At 61.0% G+C, this 18,934-nt stretch carries 18 protein-coding genes; 14 read left to right on the top strand and 4 right to left on the bottom strand.

Annotation, left to right across the window (positions count from 1 at the left end):
* Nucleotides 1-204: 204 nt before the first annotated feature.
* Nucleotides 205-1,158 carry an IS1595 family transposase gene (locus DCO57_RS17635; RefSeq protein WP_116700231.1) on the bottom strand — a complete coding sequence of 318 codons (954 nt, stop codon included), beginning with the start codon at nt 1,156-1,158 and terminating at the stop codon, nt 205-207.
* Nucleotides 1,159-1,264: 106 nt separating this feature from the next.
* Between DCO57_RS17635 and DCO57_RS23950 the strand changes: the two genes are divergently transcribed.
* The 5 genes from DCO57_RS23950 to DCO57_RS17665 all read left to right on the top strand — a co-directional run bounded on the left by DCO57_RS23950 (nt 1,265) and on the right by DCO57_RS17665 (nt 6,077).
* On the top strand, nt 1,265-1,489 hold the full coding sequence (locus tag DCO57_RS23950; protein ID WP_116700232.1) for a DUF6471 domain-containing protein: 225 nt from the start codon (nt 1,265-1,267) through the stop codon (nt 1,487-1,489).
* A complete protein-coding gene (locus DCO57_RS23335; RefSeq protein WP_133192703.1) occupies nt 1,447-2,322 on the top strand; it encodes a hypothetical protein in 876 nt (291 codons plus the stop codon). The genes DCO57_RS23950 and DCO57_RS23335 overlap by 43 nt, the downstream gene beginning before the upstream one ends.
* Before the next feature lie 286 nt (nt 2,323-2,608).
* Nucleotides 2,609-2,896, top strand: coding sequence for a GIY-YIG nuclease family protein (locus DCO57_RS17650; RefSeq protein WP_116700234.1), 288 nt, complete (start codon nt 2,609-2,611; stop codon nt 2,894-2,896).
* Between the two features lie 908 nt (nt 2,897-3,804).
* Nucleotides 3,805-4,332 carry a hypothetical protein gene (locus DCO57_RS17660; RefSeq protein ID WP_133192704.1) on the top strand — a complete coding sequence of 176 codons (528 nt, stop codon included), beginning with the start codon at nt 3,805-3,807 and terminating at the stop codon, nt 4,330-4,332.
* A 263-nt stretch (nt 4,333-4,595) separates the two neighbouring features.
* Nucleotides 4,596-6,077, top strand: coding sequence for a hypothetical protein (locus tag DCO57_RS17665; protein ID WP_116700237.1), 1,482 nt, complete (start codon nt 4,596-4,598; stop codon nt 6,075-6,077).
* A gap of 260 nt (nt 6,078-6,337) precedes the next feature.
* On the opposite strand, the gene clpS is transcribed toward DCO57_RS17665, so the two are convergent.
* Nucleotides 6,338-6,640, bottom strand: a complete 303-nt coding sequence (gene clpS, locus DCO57_RS17670; protein ID WP_116700238.1) for an ATP-dependent Clp protease adapter ClpS — start codon at nt 6,638-6,640, stop codon at nt 6,338-6,340.
* Between the two features lie 570 nt (nt 6,641-7,210).
* Here clpS and DCO57_RS17675 point away from each other — a divergent pair.
* A complete protein-coding gene (locus DCO57_RS17675; RefSeq protein ID WP_116700239.1) occupies nt 7,211-7,579 on the top strand; it encodes a DUF6665 family protein in 369 nt (122 codons plus the stop codon).
* 200 nt (nt 7,580-7,779) lie between these two features.
* Nucleotides 7,780-8,790 (top strand): DUF1402 family protein, encoded by a 1,011-nt coding sequence (locus tag DCO57_RS17680; RefSeq protein WP_165814780.1) that lies wholly within the window; start codon nt 7,780-7,782, stop codon nt 8,788-8,790.
* Nucleotides 8,791-8,818: 28 nt separating this feature from the next.
* Here DCO57_RS17680 and DCO57_RS17685 read toward each other — a convergent pair whose 3' ends face one another.
* Nucleotides 8,819-9,457, bottom strand: a complete 639-nt coding sequence (locus DCO57_RS17685; RefSeq protein WP_116700301.1) for an MBL fold metallo-hydrolase — start codon at nt 9,455-9,457, stop codon at nt 8,819-8,821.
* A 225-nt stretch (nt 9,458-9,682) separates the two neighbouring features.
* On the opposite strand from DCO57_RS17685, the gene DCO57_RS17690 reads away from it, so the two are divergent.
* The 7 genes from DCO57_RS17690 (at nt 9,683) to DCO57_RS17720 (ending at nt 15,538) form a co-directional block, all read left to right on the top strand.
* Nucleotides 9,683-10,780, top strand: a complete 1,098-nt coding sequence (locus DCO57_RS17690) for a DUF1176 domain-containing protein (RefSeq protein WP_116700241.1) — start codon at nt 9,683-9,685, stop codon at nt 10,778-10,780.
* Nucleotides 10,781-10,994: 214 nt separating this feature from the next.
* Complete coding sequence (locus DCO57_RS24085) at nt 10,995-11,882, top strand: cold-shock protein (protein ID WP_116700242.1); 888 nt, start codon at nt 10,995-10,997, stop codon at nt 11,880-11,882.
* A 358-nt stretch (nt 11,883-12,240) separates the two neighbouring features.
* Nucleotides 12,241-12,768, top strand: coding sequence for a GNAT family N-acetyltransferase (locus DCO57_RS17700; protein WP_116700243.1), 528 nt, complete (start codon nt 12,241-12,243; stop codon nt 12,766-12,768).
* Nucleotides 12,765-13,613, top strand: coding sequence for a 23S rRNA (adenine(2030)-N(6))-methyltransferase RlmJ (gene rlmJ / locus DCO57_RS17705; RefSeq protein WP_116700244.1), 849 nt, complete (start codon nt 12,765-12,767; stop codon nt 13,611-13,613). The genes DCO57_RS17700 and rlmJ overlap by 4 nt, the downstream gene beginning before the upstream one ends.
* A gap of 98 nt (nt 13,614-13,711) precedes the next feature.
* Nucleotides 13,712-14,158 (top strand): hypothetical protein, encoded by a 447-nt coding sequence (locus DCO57_RS17710; protein ID WP_208978017.1) that lies wholly within the window; start codon nt 13,712-13,714, stop codon nt 14,156-14,158.
* A 20-nt stretch (nt 14,159-14,178) separates the two neighbouring features.
* The gene (locus tag DCO57_RS17715) at nt 14,179-14,835 is read left to right on the top strand and encodes a ribonuclease T2 (protein ID WP_116700245.1); all 657 of its coding nucleotides are present in this window, start codon (nt 14,179-14,181) and stop codon (nt 14,833-14,835) included.
* Nucleotides 14,836-14,887: 52 nt separating this feature from the next.
* Nucleotides 14,888-15,538 (top strand): glutathione S-transferase N-terminal domain-containing protein, encoded by a 651-nt coding sequence (locus DCO57_RS17720; protein WP_116700246.1) that lies wholly within the window; start codon nt 14,888-14,890, stop codon nt 15,536-15,538.
* 203 nt (nt 15,539-15,741) lie between these two features.
* Here the strand turns inward: DCO57_RS17720 and DCO57_RS17725 are convergent, their stop codons facing one another.
* Nucleotides 15,742-18,921 carry an efflux RND transporter permease subunit gene (locus tag DCO57_RS17725; protein ID WP_116700247.1) on the bottom strand — a complete coding sequence of 1,060 codons (3,180 nt, stop codon included), beginning with the start codon at nt 18,919-18,921 and terminating at the stop codon, nt 15,742-15,744.
* Nucleotides 18,922-18,934 lie beyond the last annotated feature (13 nt).

Raw genomic sequence — 18,934 nt, forward strand, 5'->3', positions numbered from 1 at the left:
GGATGGTAGAGATTAAAACCATCTACGTACAATGCGGCCCGAATTGGCTTAGGCTGATTTTGTTCTTGATCCAAGAGGTTAGAATCTCTATATTGCAAATCACATCGTTGGCTTGCCAACACCCCTCAGGTTCCGGTCTGGGGGTTTTTCTTTTTTAGGCTTGCGAATTATCAATAATACCACCTATTGGTGATTCGTACAGCATCAACGCTGCCAGTATCCCTTCCACTCCCGACTGACCGGATGGCTCATCGCCAGACCAAGCGCGCGGCCCGCCAGTTCGCCGTTGCTTTCGCGGCGATGGTCTTCAAGCCATGCTGCATGGCCCGCATACTGATGCAGGTAACGTGCGCTGACGTGGTGATGCTGTCCACGCACCATACGGCGCAGGCGGGAGAAAAAGCTTTCGGCTTGGTTCGTGGACACATGGTCGATCGCATAGGCTTCGCTGTGATTGATGCGATAGGTTTTCCAGCCATCATGCAATGCATCCCAATGTGACGCCTCGTCAGCGTACATGATCGCATCGCGGTCAACGAACATTTTGGCATGGTCAACGCCTTCGCCTTCGTGACGTGCAACGAATGTAAGTGTGCGGCCTTCCCTTTCGCGCATTGCGATGACAACGCGGCGTTTGCCGGTCTGGTGCTTGGCAAGACGCCGGTCCTTGCGGTCTTCCTTGTGGTTCTCCGGGCGGATATGGCCGCCGAAGTACGCGCCGTCGATTTCAACTTCGTCGTCCAGCGTATGGCCTTTGATTTCCGCAGCCATGGCTTCACGCAGCTTGTGCGAGAGAACGAAAGCCGTCTTGTACTGGCAGTCCAGATCACGGGAAAGCTGCAAAGCGCTGATGCCCTTTGCCGAATTCACGAAGATGCAGATCGCGGCGAGAAGGTCGGTAAAGGACATTTTGCGGCTGGCGAAGATAGTGCCGCTCGTGACTGAAAACTGGTGGTGACAGGCAACGCACTTGAACTTGCGCCGGGTCGGAATGTCGTAGGTCTCACAGCAGCCACAACGCGGGCACACAGCATCGCCTTCCGTATCATTCCAACGGATCTTGCGGAACGTGTCATAAGCCTTTTCCTCACCGCCATGGTAGATGGATTTCAGGGAGAGGGTCCGCGCTTTTGCCGAAAGAAGAAAATGCTGCGCCATAATGTACTGTTTCCGATGCCTATGCATCATATATAGTACGTTGACGTATCCCATACAAGGGCATATGTATCGTTTATGATACTTTTCTTATCGAACGAGGTACGTCATGGCAGATAAGACGGACTGGGAAGCCCGTGCGGCTAACCTCCTGAAAGCGGAATTGAAGCGTAAGGGTGTTACATACGCCGGGTTGGTTGATAGGCTTTCCGCAATTGGGGTTGACGAGAAAGAAGCAAACGTGAGGAATAAGCTCTCTCGGGGGAAATTCAGCGCGGCGTTTCTATTACAATGTTTAGAAGCTATTGGGTCATCGCAATTGCATTTGGACTAGTTTCGTTAGCCCATGCCAAAGAGCCTGCCCGGGTGCCCCATGAAGCCCCAAGCGTAGAAGAAAGTAAGCCCGACAAGGCTGACAATGGCATAGACAACCGCTGGCCAGCGCCAATTCCTGTGATCATCATAGAAAGCGAAGAACAGTCCACCCACGCCGGTGAACGCGAAAATAGATCCGATGATCATGAGGCCGCCGATCTGCAAGCCCAAAGAAAGGCTGCTGATGCCGCTGAACGAAGCGCTACATCCGCTGAGAGGCAAGAAAGAACGGCATGGGCTCAAGTGGTTTTGGCTATCCTCGGTGCCGTTATTGCTGCCGCTGCTGTCTGGCTTTCCATCAAGACTTCTAACCGTGCCGAGCGCACTGCCAAAGCTCAAATTATCGCTTACCTTACCGCTCATGATGTCGTTATCAGGAATTGTGCGGCTGGCTTTATCCCTGAAATTGAACTTTCTATTGAAAATAGCGGTCAAACTCCTGCCAGAGTAATTTCCAATAAGCAGTGGATTCACATTGGACACTTCCCTCCTGATGAACTCCCTAGACCTGAGGTAAAAGATGTAAAATCTATTGCAATCGTCGGGCCTGGAAAGTTCGTTAAATCCTCCTGCAAGCGCCACATCGATATTCATACCGTCCAATTTATTGAAATGACTAAAGGCACTTCGGCTCTCTATTTCTATGGCATTGTCGAATATCTGGACGTGTTTGGAGACAGACACACTCTCAAATACGCTTTTAAACATGGCGGCGATGTTGGTGTCGGACACGAAGAAATGGCCGCCATGAATATTCATAACGATGCAAGCTATTTTAAGCATGGGGGCTAAGGCACTAATCATCACTTAGCACCCTTGGTGCTCTTGATACATAAGGCCGACCCCCACCGCCGGTCATCCCCGGCTCGACCGGGGATCCAATCCACCTCACTACCTGCCGCAGACCTTCGTGACGCAGTGCCGTCCCGACAATCGCTGCCATGTCCCTGCCGCTCTGGAAACCAATGGATCCCCGCTCAGGGCGGGGATGACCGCAGAGAGGAGGAGAGGTTCGGGGAACTCTGACATCGGCCGCTTCTGGGCTTGATCGTGCCGCCTCGACTCGCCAAAAAGAGACATGGCGTTTTTCGTCTACATATTGGCTAACCGCACGCGGGGGACACTCTACACAGGCGTTACAAATGATCTGGCCCGCCGCGTATATGAGCACAGGGAAAAGACCGCGAGCGGCTTCACCCGTCGCTATGGGGTGACCCGACTGGTCTACTACGAGACATACGAGACCCCGGATGCCGCGATAGCCCGTGAGAAACGCCTGAAACGCTGGCCAAGAGCGTGGAAGATCCAGGCAATCGAGTCGTTCAATCCGCAGTGGCGGGATCTGTACGAGGACTTGAACCGGTAGGATCGCGAGTTGAAGACGCCATTCATTTCACGCCAAAAACAATTGGACCAGATCGACAAGCACCACCCACCGCCGGTCATCCCCGGCTCGACCGGGGATCCAGTCCACCTCGCCACCTGCCGCAGCCCTTCGTGAAGCAGTGCCGTTACGACGACCGCTGCCCATGTCCCGGCCGCTCTGGAAACCAATGGATCCCCGCTCAAGGCGGGGATGACCGCTGAGGTGGAGGAGAAGTTCGGGCAGGATCATCTTCCCGTATGCGCATCAAGCGAGGTTCACTTCGGCGGAAGCTCAGGCTTCAGCCTTCCCCACCCTCACCGCCGGTCATCCCCGGCTCGACCGGGGATCCAGTCCACCTCGCCACCTGCCGCAGCCCTTCGTGACGCAGTGCCGTTGCGACGACCGCTGCCCATGTCCCGGCCGCTCTGGAAACCAATGGATCCCCGCTCAAGGCGGGGATGACCGCTGAGGTGGAGGAGAAGTTCGGGCAGGATCATCTTCCCGTATGCGCATCAAGCGAGGTTCACTTCGGCGGAAGCTCAGGCTTCAGCCTTCCCCACCCACCACCGGTCATCCCCGGCTCGACCGGGGATCCAATCCACCTCTCCGCCTGCCGCACCCTCTCGTGACACACTGCCGTCGCAACAACCGCTGCCAATATCCCTGCCGCTCTGGAAACCAATGCCCCCCGCCAGGTGGCGGCTGGACATCTCGATTGACTTCTTCTGCCCCGGCGTCATTGTGATCCGGCATGTGCCGTCAAGGCCCTTCACCGGGGTCTAGCCCGGTGCGCTGGAACAGGCGAAGCCGGATACGAGCCGGCAATCACGGGAGATGACTTGCGCATGAAATGCGGTTTTTCAGAGCTTTTTGCGGTATTCCTTGGAATCCTTTTCACCGGCAACGCATTGGCGCAAGCGGCCGGCAGCGGTCAGGACGGATCCCCGCAAGGGATCGTCTATGAGGTTTCCGACATCCCGGATCCGGTTCAGATGATGGGCATGCGCAATTTCGACTGCGAGCTCGAAGAGACCGTTGCGGCCTTTGGCGCACAATTCTTCGCCGAGGGAGACGTGGAAACCTGGGTCGTGCCCTGCCAGATGGCCGATGCCAATGTGCCCTTCTTCCTCGCTATCCACACCCCCTTGGATCCCTCGCTCGACGAGTGGAAGGAATTCGAAACGCCGCCCGGCCTGAACCAGCCCAACCACGCCCTGGTCAACAATCTCTTCTACGATCCGGCCACGGGCAGGGTCACCGGCACCACCTATTACGGCCCGGACTATGACTGCGGCGCCTTCGAGCGTCACGAGATGGAAGCCGAATCCGGTGAGTACATCCTCATGGAATACCTGGAGAAACCCGAGTGCGACGGCGTTACGGGCCCGGCCGAGGGCTGGCCGCTGAGCTGGACGATCGACGAGATGGGCGGCTGATTCCGGCCGGCGTCGATGTCACGATACCGCCCGCCTGCACGGGCGGCATTTGCCGCACTGCGGGAGGCAACGGTTAACCATAGGCTAAAAAACCCTGAAAAATGCGGAGGAATCTGTTTTTTTGAGGTAACACTTCGCATTGTATTCTGCAGTGAGCAGGCCGTGAGTCGTTGAAATACCCCGGACTTATGGGTTAAGAAAGCGTTAAGGTATTGCGTATCTTGCGCCGGATCGGCTCCGGCGTGGAAGTTCAGGAGACAGGAATGGGCATTTTCTCGAAATCCTCGCGCCCGGGCGATGAGCAGGAGCGGCAGGTTGAGAGCGAGGCGCAGAGTGCCGAAATACAGGAAGACGCACAGCTTCCCGACAGGAGCAATGTCGAGCAACTTTCGCCTTTCGCCCTGAAAATGCAGGAAAAGATGAACCAGCTGGACGGGCTGAAGACCCGTGTCGGCGGGCTCAACCAGACCTTCGACCAGATGGCCGCCTTTGCCGCAGAGAGCCAGACGTCGATCCGCATGATGACGGAATTCCTCGAGGCCTCCCGCACCAGCGTCGAGACGGAAGTCCGGCTCAAGTCGCAGAACGCCAAGATTTCTACCGACCTTCTGGACGCCGAACACAAGGTAAGGACGCTCACCACCCAGCTGGAAGACGCCCAGGCGGAAGTCCATTCCCTGCGCAAACGCACCACCGAGACCCGCACGGCGCTGGAAACGGCCCGCAACGACATTGTCTCGATCCGCGACAACAACAAGAAGATCAATGACGAGTACCGGCTGCAGAGCGCCAAGCTGGTGGAGGCCAATTCGCAGGTTTCCGACCTCAGCGGCCAGCTCAACGACCTGAAGGCCAAATTCGAGACGCTTGAGAAACATGCCGAAAATCTCGCCACCGACCTGGAAGCGGTCAGGCACCGGGAAAAGGAACTGCAGCAGAACCTGTCCGAAAGCGCCAAGCTGCTGGAAGACGAGATCCGCAAGAACAATCTGGTCACCAGCGAGCTGGAAGCCTCGAAACGCGAACTCGGCGAATTCCGCAACGACAATATCGACCTGAAATCCCATCTCGACGTCGCCAACCAGGAGCTGGTCTATGCCAAGGCCCGGCTGGAGGAAGAGCAGCGCAAGCATGACAACGAGGTCTATGCGCTGAATGCGGAAATCGAGAACCTCTCCTCCCAGCGCCGCATCGGCGCCCAGTCGCTGCAGGAGATGGCCCGCGAGAATTCCACGCTCAAGGAGCGCAACCGCGACCTGCTCAAGCGCATGCAGGAAATCGAACATCTGCTCGACAGCGCCCAGAAGAACCACGAGAAGGACCGCAACGAGCTGATGGCGACATCCGCCAAGCTGCGTGAACTCAACCTGCGCTACAATTCGGCCCTCACGGATCTCAATCATCAGCGCAATCAGAACCAGAAATTCGCCGACAATCTGGAAGATCTGATCGAGGAAAACAAACGCCTGCAGCGCTACAAGATCCAGGTGGACACCGCCAACGAGCAGATCGTTCAGCTCAAGTCGGTCATCACCAACTATCAGATGGCCATGGAAGGCAAGGGACCGGCCGAAGAGCTGGGCCTGACCGAAAGCTACGACCCGATCACGGAACTCGGCATCACCGAGCCCGTGGCGTCGGACCTGGATCCGATCGATCTGGAGGGAGATGCTTCCGCCAGCGACGGACCGGATGACGACACGCCGTCCGGTGGCGGCGACAAGATCGTCAGACTGCGCGACTGATCGCCATCGTCACCTGACACGCCGCCCCGGCCTTGCGCCGGGGCCTGCCTCACAGCCGCGGAATGTCCCGGACAGTCGGCCATGCGGCGCCAGACCCAGCTTTGACGAACGGTAGGGCCCCTTCAGGCAGCTTCCGGCCAAGGGCCGCTGGCGTGGCATCACAGGCGCCTTTTCGCACGCCCGCTCCGTCCCGCATCTCCCTGGCGCAACAGGTCAGACGCCGGCCGGAAGCCCTGTCCCGGACAAGGCGGGACGCGCGTCTATTCCGGCTCCACGGTGAACTGCAACGGATAGCCCAGCTTCCCGGCAGCATCGATGGCCCTGGTGGCCTTGGTTTCGGCCACATCCTTCGGATAGACGGAAACCACACAGACGCCTTTCTGGTGCGCGGTCATCATGACGACCTCCGCCTGGGCCATGTCGAGCCTGAATTCCGCCGTCAGGATGAGCACCACCAGTTCACGCGGCGTATAGTCGTCATTGATCAGAATGACCTTGTACAGCTTCGGCTTCTGAAGCCTGGTCTTCTGCTTCACTCCCGGTTTGATGTCGATATCGCTCATGGTACTGACCCTGGCTCATCAGGACGTCCTGCGGGCCGACCGTGCGGCTGAAGGGGTGTCCGATCTGCATTCCCTGAAAGTCTTGTCCGCATCCAAAAACGCGGAATGCTCCAGGTCACAACCCGGAGACCCGGCATGGCCGACAGGCAACGAACCGGTTGCCCATCCCCCTGCACCTGACACGTGAAATATACTGCACGCAATACGGCCTGTATGAAGACCCGTATCCACATTCGCGCGTAATATAGGGCAAGGCAAAATCGAAGAAAACATGGCGCACCGAATTTTTCCCTGAAACAGCGTCTCCGTCACGTCCTGCCTTGCCGGGTCGGACCGGGCCGGGACCGCCTGCCCTGCCCTACCCCACCCCGGTTTTTTGGGCTACCATCGGCGCCGGAGATGCCATAACCGGGAAATCCGGTCTTCTGTTGAGCCTGACCTATGCCGACTTGCCATGTTTCTTGAGACGGATCGCACTTGCGGGATTGTTTCCGCTCCAGAAGGACCCCGCCGGGAACAGACAGGTGGAATGAGCGTCCGCTCCCGGCCGGACAGGGAGCAGCGCGCCCGATGACGGTACGGCCTCCGCAAACCGGCAGAAAAAACGACGACCCGCTTGCCGCCGCGCTGGAACAGGAAATATTCGCCGAAAAGGCATCGACCCTCTCCCGGCTGACCGCCAAGCTGGAAAAGGCGCTGTCGGAGCTGCAAGCCGCGGAGAGCACAGGCGAATTGCCCGCCGGAGAGCGGGAGTTTCTGGTGGCGCAGGCAGGCGAGGCCCTGTGGCATGTCGTTATCCAGAGGGAACTCTGCGGCCTGCGCCAGCACAAGGCTTTCAACGACTTCCTTGCGGTGCCCAAAGAGGTTCGCCTGCGCATGGGCCCGGCCGGTGTTGCAGGAGAAAATTCACGAAAACACCGGGAAACGAAGCCCCTGTGACTGGCATCACTTCTTTGTTGATGGCCCCCGCCTAAAGGAAGGAACCTGTTGCATCTCGGATGCCGTAGTGTTTCTTACTGGGGGCTTTTTGCAAAATGAGTTATTTACTGTCGCAGTTAGCGAGCTATGTGAAACCATTGCGGTTAAAAGAGGCGGACACCGGTTGCCCGTGCTCACCAAACAACAACGCCAGGCGTAGAATGATCACAAAGTGCAGGAACACAGGTTGGGTCGGGTTTCGTTCCCTGCTGGGAACAGGCTTTCTCTCGGCCGTTTTACTTCTCAACCCTGCTGTTCCCCTGTTCCCGGCCAGTCAGCCGGCAATGGCCCAGTCGGTCCGCGTGGTCCCGGAAGGCAACCGGTTCAGATCCCAGCCGAACATACCCTACGCCTCGGCCCGCCGGACATCCGCATCCAAGTCGTCCTATGATGCAAAATTCGAGAAGGTGCTTGGCGTCCTCAAGCGCGACCGCCGCCTGATTTCATCCATAAAGCGGGTGGCCTCGCGCTACGGCATCGATCCGATCCATATCATCGGTGCCATCGTCGGCGAACATACCTACAATTACGACACGCTCGACAGCGCCCAGTCCTATTACGTCAAGGCCCTCGCCTATGCGGGCGTGCGCATCAGTTTCGAACTCAATGGCGAGCACGTGGAGACCTTCGTCGAGCGCCCGCAGTTCGACCGTTGCCGCAAGGACCATATCCAGGACAGCAGCGATCGCCGCTGGTCCTGTTACGAGAATGTCTGGAACAGCAAGTTCCGCGGGCGGTCCGTCGACGGCGTACGCTACCCGAAGAAGAATTTCAACGAAGCCTTCTTCCAGCCGCTCTTTGCCGGCCAGAGCTTCGGCCTGGGGCAGTTGAGCCCGCTGACGGTTCTGAAAATGACCGACCGCGTGGCCAAGCAAAGTAATTTCCGCAAGCTGCAGGCCAGAGATGCGGAAAGCGTTTACAAGGCCACGATGGATCCGAACATATCGCTCCACTATATGGCCGCCATCATTCAGGACGCCATCGCCGCCTATAAATCCGTCGGCAAGGTCGATATCTCGAAGAATCCCGGCCTGACGGCGACCCTCTACAATCTCGGCGACCCGTGGAGCCGTGCGGCGAAATTCCGCCGCACCGGCCGCTCATGGCCCCGCGAGAACTATTACGGCTGGCTGGTCAACGACCGGATCGACGACCTGAGGGCTCTTCTTTAGGGCCTGTCTTCCCCCATGAACTTGCGCCCTACGTCAGGAAGGGGTTCGTTTCCCGTTCGTGACCGATGGTGGACGCCTGTCCGTGTCCGGGAAGGAAGGAGACATCGTCTCCAAGCGGCAGCAGCTTCTCCCGGATCGATCTGATCAGGGTTGCGTGGTCGCCCCCCGGCAGGTCCGTCCGGCCGATCGACCCGGCAAAAAGAACATCTCCGGAAATCGCGAACCGCAGGTCCTTGTCGTAGAACACGAGATGGCCGGGCGAATGACCGGGACAATGCAGGACATCGAACAGGCGGCCGGCGATCTCGACCTGGTCGCCCTCCGCCATCCAGCGGTCGGGCGTCACGGGTTTCACCCCCTCCACCCCGAATTGCGCGGCCTGTTCGGCCACCCTGTCGATCAGCGGCCGATCGGCCTCATGCGGCCCCTCGACGGGAACCTTGAGGACCTCGGCCAGATCGGCGGCGCCGCCGACATGATCGATATGTCCATGTGTCAGAACGATTTTTTCCACCTTGACCCCATGGGTGTCGATGGCCGTCCGGATCCGCTCCACATCTCCGCCCGGATCGACAACCGTCCCGCGCATGGTGGACGGATCCCAGATCAGGGAACAGTTCTGCTGGAAAGGCGTCACGACGATAACCATGACCTGGATCGGCGGCATATCGTCTTCGCCGCCGCCGCGCGCGTCCCCCGCGTCGGCATTTGAAGTATTCTGGCTCACATCCGCCTCCTCTGGCAACAACACCCGTCCGCCCTGTAAGAAATACGGGACAACGGCAACTGCCGTCACGTTTCTGGTAACTAGCGGCTTCACCTTGCCGCGTGCATTTCGTACAAGATGTATGGGCCGCTGAGAAGATGGCAACCATAATCGGGTAACCGGCTAATGACGCTGAGACTATTTACATTTCTGATATCTGCCGCGGCGACCCTTGTCATCGCTCCCGCCGCGTCGGCGCAGCCCGGCCGCACCCCTCCGAGCTTCGACAGCTGGACCGTCGATTGCGGCAATACCGGTGTGTGTTTCGCATCGTCCTTTACCCGCACCCAGTCGGTGTGGGTGGATCTGCGCATCGTGCGGGACTGGCAGGCGGAAGCCCAGCCGCTGGTGCGCCTGACCACAAACACCGAATTGCCCCGCGAAGGCATCCTGCGCTTCGACGTCGACGGCGTGGAAATCGAGGCCCTGCCGATCGAACAGCTACGGGAAATGCAGCCCACGGTAACCGCACCGGCCGGTTTCCGGCCCCTTGGCGGCGAGGGTTTCTGGTATCCCACCGGCCCGGTAACGGCCACGCTGCTGCAAGCCATGCAGTCCGGTCAGGAACTGAAAATCCATCTGCCCGCGGCAAAGGATGCCGACCCTGTCGCGGTTCCCGTCTCCCTGCAGGGCCTGAAAGCCGGCCTGCTGTGGCTCGACCGGCAGCAGGACCGCACAGGCACTGTCGCCGCCATCGTGGGCCCCGGCACGGAACCTGCCAGGGATGCGCCCCATGCCATGCCGCTCGTCAGTGCCGATCAGCTGCCGCCGGAAGTCGCTGCGGTCTGGTCCGCCAACCGTCTGTGCTCCGAAATCGACCCGGCAATCTTCGCCGGCCTGAACGCCGTGCGCGTTCCCCTGGAGGAAAACGGCTCCCTCTACATCATTCCCTGTGGCGCCCCCACCGCCTACAACAGCCCCTATGTCGCGGTCCTCTCCGGCAAGGACGGCGCGGCCCGCCAGGTCCATGTGGCCCGCATGTCGGAAAAGGGCCCGGTGGCAACCGACCTGATCTACAATGCCAGGTGGTCGCCGGCGGATCAGCAGCTTGTCAGCTACTTCAAGGGCTCCGGTGTCGGCGAATGCGGCATCTGGAACAGGTGGATCTGGAACGGAACCGGGCTGGTCCTGCTTGAGGAAGCCACCCGCAAAACATGCGACGGAACCGTCCCCGACTTGTCCAGTTGGTCAAATACCTGGCCTCCGAAAAACGCCGCGAATTAGCGCGCGGACCAAGGATTCTCTTGCGGTTTTGTCCCACCCGCCCTTATGATGAAAATGCAGCGGCTGGATAGGGATGCGGCAGGTGTGTTTCAGCCCGATCCCAGAATGTTGAACAGGCGTACCGGGTGCGTCTGGTTGAGGGGACTCGACTGTGAAGGCGGGTGTGATTGATCGGTATGTGCCGAAAGGGCGCAGCAGTTAAGGTGATCTGGTAATGCACGATGGCGATTCGGACCGGCGGTCGCGTGGTCGGCGCGGCGGCAAGCGCGAGTTTGGCGGTCCGCAAGACTTCGGCAGTGATTTCGGCGGAAGCGATTTCGGTGGTGGTGACTTTGGCGGTGGCCGGGACGGCGGCTACCGGGGTGGACGTGACAACAACTTTGGTGGCGGCCCTGGCCGCGACGAAAGAGACAGCGGTTTCGGCGGCGGCCGGAGCGGCGGATATGGCGGTCGTGAGGGCGGCTACGGCGGCGGTGCCGGACGTGTCGGTTATGGCGACAACGGCGGCGGTGCCGGACGTGTCGGTTATGGCGACAACGGCGGCGGCGACCGCTTTGGCGGCGGCGGCAATCGCGAAGGCGGCTATGGCAGCCGGGGCGGTTACGGTGGCGGCAATCGTGAAGGTGGCGGCTATGGCAGCGGCGGTTACGGCGGCGGCAACCGTGAAGGCGGTGGTTATGCCGGCGGCGGCAACCGCGAAGGTGGCGGTTACGGCGGTGGCAATCGTGAAGGCGGCGGCTATGGCGGCGGCCGGGGCGGATACGGCAATCGGGAGGGCGGAGACGGTGACGGCTTCCGTCAGCAACGCCCGAACCGGGACATGCCTCCGGTCGAACGCGGTCCGCGTCAACCCGGCACGGTAAAGTTCTTCAAGACGGACAAGGGGTTCGGCTTCATCACACCGGATGAAGGCGATGCAGATGTCTTTGTGCACATCTCTGCCGTTGAACGCTCCGGCTTCACCTCGCTCGACAGCGGCCAGCGGGTTTCCTTCGAAACCGAACCGGACCGCCGAGGCAAGGGCCCCAAGGCGGTCAACCTGCAGGCTCTGGATGAAGACGGCAACCCTGTCGAGCAGGACAGCCAGCCGGGCGAGAACTGAAAAGTCCCACCCTCGGGTGAACTCTTTGGGCGTGGCTGAGCCACGCCCAAATTCGTTTCCGACGCTCCCACCCGGACGATGGGCTGGCCTGCCGCACAGAAGCGGCACCCTGCCCCCCGCGCGCCAGTATGGAGCGCGAACCTTCTCCCGTTGGAACAATGCGCCTTGGCAGCAACCGGGTTACGCGGGCGCTTCTCTCTCGCCGAAAAACCCTCTATAAGGCAGCTCTGAACGCCTCTCGGGCCGACACCGTCTTCGACCCTTCGCTCGCGGACGCCCTGCCCCGAAGCGTCAGGATCTCTCAATTTCCCTGCTGCCATGCCGTTGCGCATGCAGGCAGACTGAACCAGGTGGTTTCATGACATCCAGGCCGTCCTTCCCCGCAATCGTGCGACCGTACCGGCCGGGCGATCTGAGCACACTTCTGCCGCTGAACAATGCAGCCGTCCCCGCCGTCAATGAACTGACGGCCGAAGAGCTGGTCGACCTGGTCAATTCCGCCCTGATCTGCCTGGTCGCGGAAATCGACGGGCAACCGGCAGGCTTCCTGCTGTGCCTGGGCGACGGCGATACATATGACAGCCGCAACTATCGCTGGCTGAGCGAACGCCTGTCGAATTTCGCCTATACCGACCGCATCGCCGTCGACGCGCAACAGCGGGGACGCAAGATCGGCGAGGCCCTTTACGACGCGCTCTTCCGGCACCTTGCCGGAACCGGACGCTGCTTCGTCTGCGAGGTCAATGAACGCCCGCCCAATCCCGGCTCCCTCAAGTTTCACAAGAGGCTGGGTTTTGAGGAGATCGGCAACGCCGATCACGGAGACAAGGCCGTCGTCTATCTGAAACGCCCGCCGCAACCGGCAAATCCGGATCAGGGCGCATGAACTACCGGCATGTCTATCATGCGGGAAACCTCGGCGATGTGCTGAAACATGCCGTGCTCGCGCGCCTGATTGACTATTTCAAGCGCAAGGACAAGGCCTTCCGCCTCTTCGACACCCATGCCGGAACCGGCTGCTACGACCTCACTTCGGCCGAAACCCAAAAGACCGGGGAATGGCAGCAGGGGATCGGCAGGATACTGGCGGCGGATATGCCGCCCGCCGTTGCCGACCTCCTGGCCCCCTGGCTCGGGGTTGTCCGCGCGCTCAATCCCGATGGCGGGCTGAAGATCTATCCGGGCTCGCCTCTGCTTGCACGCAACCTGTTGCGCCCGATCGACCGTCTCACCCTGACGGAACTGCACCCGGCCGACTTCAAGACCCTGTCGGATCTCTTCGCCGGCGACCATCAGGTCAAGACCATCCATCTGGATGGCTGGCTCGCCCTGGGCAGCTTTCTGCCGCCGAAGGAAAAGCGCGGACTTGTGCTGATCGACCCCGCCTATGAAGAATCCGATGAGTTCGAGCGCATGACCGGCGCGGTTGTGAACGGCTGGAAGAAGTGGGCCGGCGGCACCTATGCCATCTGGTATCCGCTGAAGGACGCCAGGGCGATCCGCCGGATGCACGAGACCTTCCGGGAGGAAGGTCTGCGCGATGTCCTGACACTGGAACTCACGGCCGGCAAAAGCGGTCCGGATACGAGAATGCTGGGTTCCGGCATGACGCTCATCAACCCGCCGTTCACTCTGGCTGATGAAATGCGCGTGGTCCTGCCATGGCTCTCCGGCGTGTTGCATTCAGCGCCCGGAGCAGGCTGGAACGTGACCCAGATCATCGGGGAATAATCACCGTCCCGCAGACAATTTAGCGCCGATCAGCGCTTGACCTCGGAGCGGCCCTCCCCCATCGTCTTCCTGACAATTTACATACCGGAGTTCTTGCCGTGCATGTTGCCCGTTCCATCCGTTTCGTCCTGTCCGCCCTGACTGTCTGTGCCGGCTTCGCCCTGCCCGCCGCGGCGGAAGAAAACCATGTCTATTTTTCCTTCGCCGGCAAGCAGCGCGTGCCCGACTGCAGCGCCGCTTCCGTCCGCAGCGCCGTTGCCGGTTCGGTCGCCCGCGCGAAAAAGGATTATTACGAAGGCCGCACCATCCTGGGCATCGATGAGATCCGGGAAACCGGCTACCAGGTCGACGGCCTCAGCCCTGTTGCCCGCCGCTACTGCCGCGGCAAGGCCAGCCTATCCGACGGCAGCTACCAGTCCGTCGAGTATCTCGTCGAGGAACATGGCGGTTTTCTCGGTATTGGCTGGAACGTGGAAGCCTGCATGGCACCGCTCGACAAGTGGCATGTCTATGGTGACCATTGCAGCACCACCCGCCCGCACTGAGCGAACACAAGGTCTTTCCCATGGCGTTCCCGAGCCGCACATGGCTGCTGTCCGCCTGTCTTCTGGCAGGTTTCATGTCGGCACCGGCTCTTGCGGACCAGCCCGGAAAATTCGACTTTTACGTCCTCTCGCTCTCCTGGTCGCCCACCTATTGCAAGCAGGAAGGCGATGAGGCCAATCCGCACCAGTGCGACGTCAGCGATCCCTACCGCTTCGTGGTGCATGGTCTGTGGCCCCAGTATGAACAGGGCTACCCGCAATCCTGCCCGGGCATGCCCCAACGTATCGACCGCCGGATCGCCGTGGACATGGAAGATATCATGCCAAGCCACTCGCTTGTCTTCTACCAGTGGCGCAAGCACGGCACCTGCTCCGGTCTCGACCCCGAGGACTATTTCAGCCTGACCCGTCAGGCCTTCGAGAAGATCGCCATTCCCGGCGTCTTCGAGAAACTGGAAAAGCGCGGCAAGGCGGCACCGGCCACCGTCGAAAAAGCCTTCCGCCTCGCCAATCCGGGTCTGAAGGAAGAGGGCATGGCCGTTACCTGCGATCAGGGAGAGCTGGAGGATGTCCGTATCTGCCTGACGAAAGACCTGGCCTTCCGCGCCTGCCCTGACGTAGACCGGTCCGGATGCAGGTCCTCCACCCTCGCCGTGCCTCCCCCCGCCGGCCGGTAGGACCGACCAGCCGGCCGCACGCCCCAAGCTTCCCCGTACCGGAGTTAGAACCATGATGAAGTTACGCTCGTCTCCCGCCTCGCCTTTCGGGCGCAAGGTGAAACTCGCCGCGGCCATCCTCGGCCTGAAGGACCGGATCGAGGTTCAGGATACCAACACGGCCGATCCCGCCGACAGTATTCGCAACCAGAACCCGCTCGGCAAGATCCCGGCCCTCGTCCTGGAAGACGGCGAGGTGCTTTATGACAGCGCCGTGATTGTGGAATATCTCGACTTTATCGCTGGCGGCGACAGGCTTTTTCCGGCCGGCGAAGCACGCTTCGCCGTGCTGCGCGACCAGACCCTCGCCGATGGCATCATGGATGCCGCCATCCTTCGGGTGTATGAAAAGCGCTTCAAGGAAAAGCAGTACCGGGATCCGGCATGGGATGCCTACCAGGGGGCCAAGATGGAGCGGGGCCTGGCCTATTTCGAGGAAAAGACACCGCCTGCGCCCGCCACGACGGCCGATGTCACCGCCGGCACGCTGACGCTGGCCTGCGCCCTCGGGTACCTCGACATGCGTTTCGCCGGTGAGTGGCGTCACGACCATCCCGGGCTTGTCGCCTGGCTGGATGCCTTCGAAGCCGTGGTTTCCGCCTTTACCGACACCAGGCAACCACCGGCTCCGGTACCGGAGAACGCCCCGGCACAGCTGCGCTGAGACGGCCCGGAAATGCTGGTTTGGTGTATGTCGCGTTCAAGCAAAGTCATGGGTTCGGGCGAATTCCCGAATTCAATTCCACGCGACTGGCTCCAGACCTGCTGACATGATCGCACCTGGTCTCGCTCTTCCTGTGATCGCAGCGGGAACCGTCCGAGACCAGTTCCCTGCCCGGACCTGACGCCCCCCGGGAGAGAGGCCTCTTACGCCCCTCTCCCGGGCATCGAACTCCGGCCCCGGATCTTCAGCAGCCGGCGGCCGCTGGTCATCGATTGGCCGAAATCGCTCTGCACGGCCAGAAGCGCCGGTGTCAGCAGGATGACCAGCAGCAGACCGACCCCCAGTCCATAGGCCAGTGTGATCACAGTCGGCAGCAGGAACTGCGCCTGCCGGCTGGTTTCGAACAGCAGGGGAGCAAGCCCGAAGACCGTCGTTGCCGTCGTCAGGATGACAGCCCGCAGCCGGTCGCACACGCCGTTGACCAGGGCCTCCCTGAAGGGGTGATCCTTCGCGTATTCGTCGATGGTCGTAACCAGCACAATGCTGTCGTTGATGATGATACCGGCCATGCCGATGAATCCGACCACCGAGAACATCGACAGCGGCACACCGTGCAGGTAGTGCCCCCAGATCATGCCGACGCAGCCGAAAGGGATGACAATCATGATCATCAGCGGACGGGTCCAGGACTCGAAGATCCAGCAAAGCGTCAGATAGATGCCGGCAAGACAGAGGGCGAAGCCGATCATTGCGTCGGACAGGAACGACTTTTCCTGTTCCGCCAGTCCGGCCATCTCGCTTTCCACATCGAATTCGGCAGCAAGCTGCGGAAGCAACTCGTTTTGCAGAAGCTCCGTGACACGCGCTGCGGCCTCCGGATCGTCCTCGGACACATCGCCGCTCACCTGCAAGGTGCGCAGGCCGTCACTGCGCCGCACCGAGGCGAACCCGTAGGAACTGTCCACCCGGACGATTTCGCTCAGGGACACATGGGTACCGGCCTCAGTTCGCACGCGGGTGGTGGACAGGAAGGCGGAATCCACGTCCTCGTCCGGCATCACGACCTTCACTGTTGCCGTGCGCCGCCCGACCGGAAATTCGGCGACTTCAATCCCCTCCAGCCGGTTGCGCAGGATGCGGGCCACATCGTCGGTGGTAAAGCCGAGCGCTTCGCCGCGCGGCGTGAGCGTCAGGCTCAGTTCCGGCTTGTCGTAGGAAAGCGTGTCCTCGAGCGCGCTGACGCCGTCCAGCGGTGCAAGCGCCTGCTTGAGGCTTTCCGCCGCCGCCTTCAGGGTCTCGGTGGAGGTACCATAGAGCCGGACATCGATCGCATCACCGCCCGGCCCCGAGCGTTCGCCGCGCAGGGCCAGCGTTTCCAGCAGCGGCGGCTGGCGCACTTCCGCCTTCCAGTCCCCGATGAACTGGAAGGCGGAATAGGGCCTCAGATCCGGGTCGAGAAGTTCGATGGACAATCCGCCCAGCTGGTCCACATCCTTGGTGTCGGCCCCGCTCAGTCCGCGCCCGGCGGTCGCCCCGACCGTCGACAGGGCAAAGACGACGGGCTCACTGCCGTATTCCTGCGCATAGCGTGTATTGACCACATCCAGCGCCCGCTCCATTTCCGCGATCATGGCCCTGGTGTCGTCCCGTTTCGCCCCCGGCATCATGGCGATGCTCGCCGATACCACGGCCCGCTCCGGCGCGTTGAAGAAGCGCCAGCGCACCGTGCCGTCGAAGAACAGCGAAACGGACAGGGCCAGGATCATCACCGCGAAGCCGATCACCGGATATCTGATGGTGACGATCCAGGCGATGAAGCGGCGGAAGAGGGTTTCCCGGAACCAGACGAATCCGCGGTTGAACAGCCGGTTCGGCAGGTCGTACCAGCGCGGCTTCTTGCTGGCGCTGAGCGCATGATTCATATGTGCGGGCAGGATCAGAAACGATTCGATCAGACTGGCGATCAGCACCACGGCCACGGTGAAGGGGATATCGGAAACCAGGCTGCCGAACCGCCCGGTGATCGCCATGAGGCCGACAAAGGCGATCAGGGTGGTCATCGAGGCGCTGAACACCGGCGCCGTCATCCGCCGGGCGGCAAGGCCTGCCGCTTCGGCGGGCGGATAACCGCGCCGATGCAGGAAATCCGCATGTTCCCCGACCACGATCGCGTCATCCACGACAATGCCGAGACAGATGATCAGGGCGAAGACCGAGATCATGTTCAGCGTCAGCCCGAAGGCATACATCAGCCCGATCGTGGCCGCCATCGCCACCGGAATGCCGGCAGCGACCCAGAAGGCCGTGCGTGCGGACAGGAACAGAAACAGGAACAGGAGAACCAGACCCAACCCGAAAATCCCGTTTTCAACCAGGATATCCAGCCGGTCGATGATCTCCTGGGACCGGGTGTTGGTCATCTGGACGACCACACCTTCCGGGAGGGTGCGCTGGAATTCCGCCGTGATTGTCTCCACGGCTCTCTGGATCTCGATCGTGTCTCCCTGGGCGCTACGGCTGACCCGCAGAACCACGGCGGGCATGCCCTTGTGAAAATAGGCCCGGCCGCTTTCCACTCCCTCCGTGACGATGTCCGCGACCGTGCGCAGGCGCAGCTTTTCGCCCTGCGAAGGCGCCTTCAGCACGATTTCGCCGAGGTCCTGTTCCGACCGGCGGGTCTGCCCTGTCCGCAACCGCACGCCGCTGTCGCCGATATCGCCGGCGGGAGTGGTCTCCATTTCCCCCGCAACCGTGTCCGCGATCTCCTCCAGGGTCAGCCCGTGCCGCACGAGCATGCTTTCGCCGACATTGACCCGGATGATCGGGTCTGCAAGTCCCCGGATCGTCACCCGGGTCACGCCCTGACGAAACAACACGGTTTGCAGGTCTTCGGCGAAGCGGGCCAGCTGATCGATGTCCACCGGCCCGTAGATGACCACATCGGTCACCCGGTCCGTATAGACGCTGCGGGTGACGACGGGTTCCTCAATGCCCTCCGGCAGGCTGGAACGCGCCTGATCGACGGCGGCTTTCACTTCGTCGGTGGCCTGCCCCATGTCCCAGCCATCTTCGAATTCCAGCTCGATGCTGGCCTTGCCCTCGCGGGCGACGGACGTGGCTTCGTCCACGCCGTTGATCGCCAGAAGCGGCGGCCCGAGTATTTCGACGATCGCCCGGTCCATGTCCTCCGGGCCCGCCCCCGGCCAGGTGACATCGACATCCACTTCCTCGCGCACGAAATCCGGAAAGAACTGTGTCCTGATCTGCGTACCGGCGGCAATGCCGCTGAGCAGCATGACCGCAAGCAGCAGATTGGCCGCCGTCCGGTGGCGCACCATGTAGTCCAGCAAGGACGCAAACTGCGAGCCGCCAGGAGAACGCATGTCAGGACACTCC

This window comes from Labrenzia sp. 011, from assembly GCF_003075075.1.
Lineage (GTDB): Bacteria > Pseudomonadota > Alphaproteobacteria > Rhizobiales > Stappiaceae > Roseibium.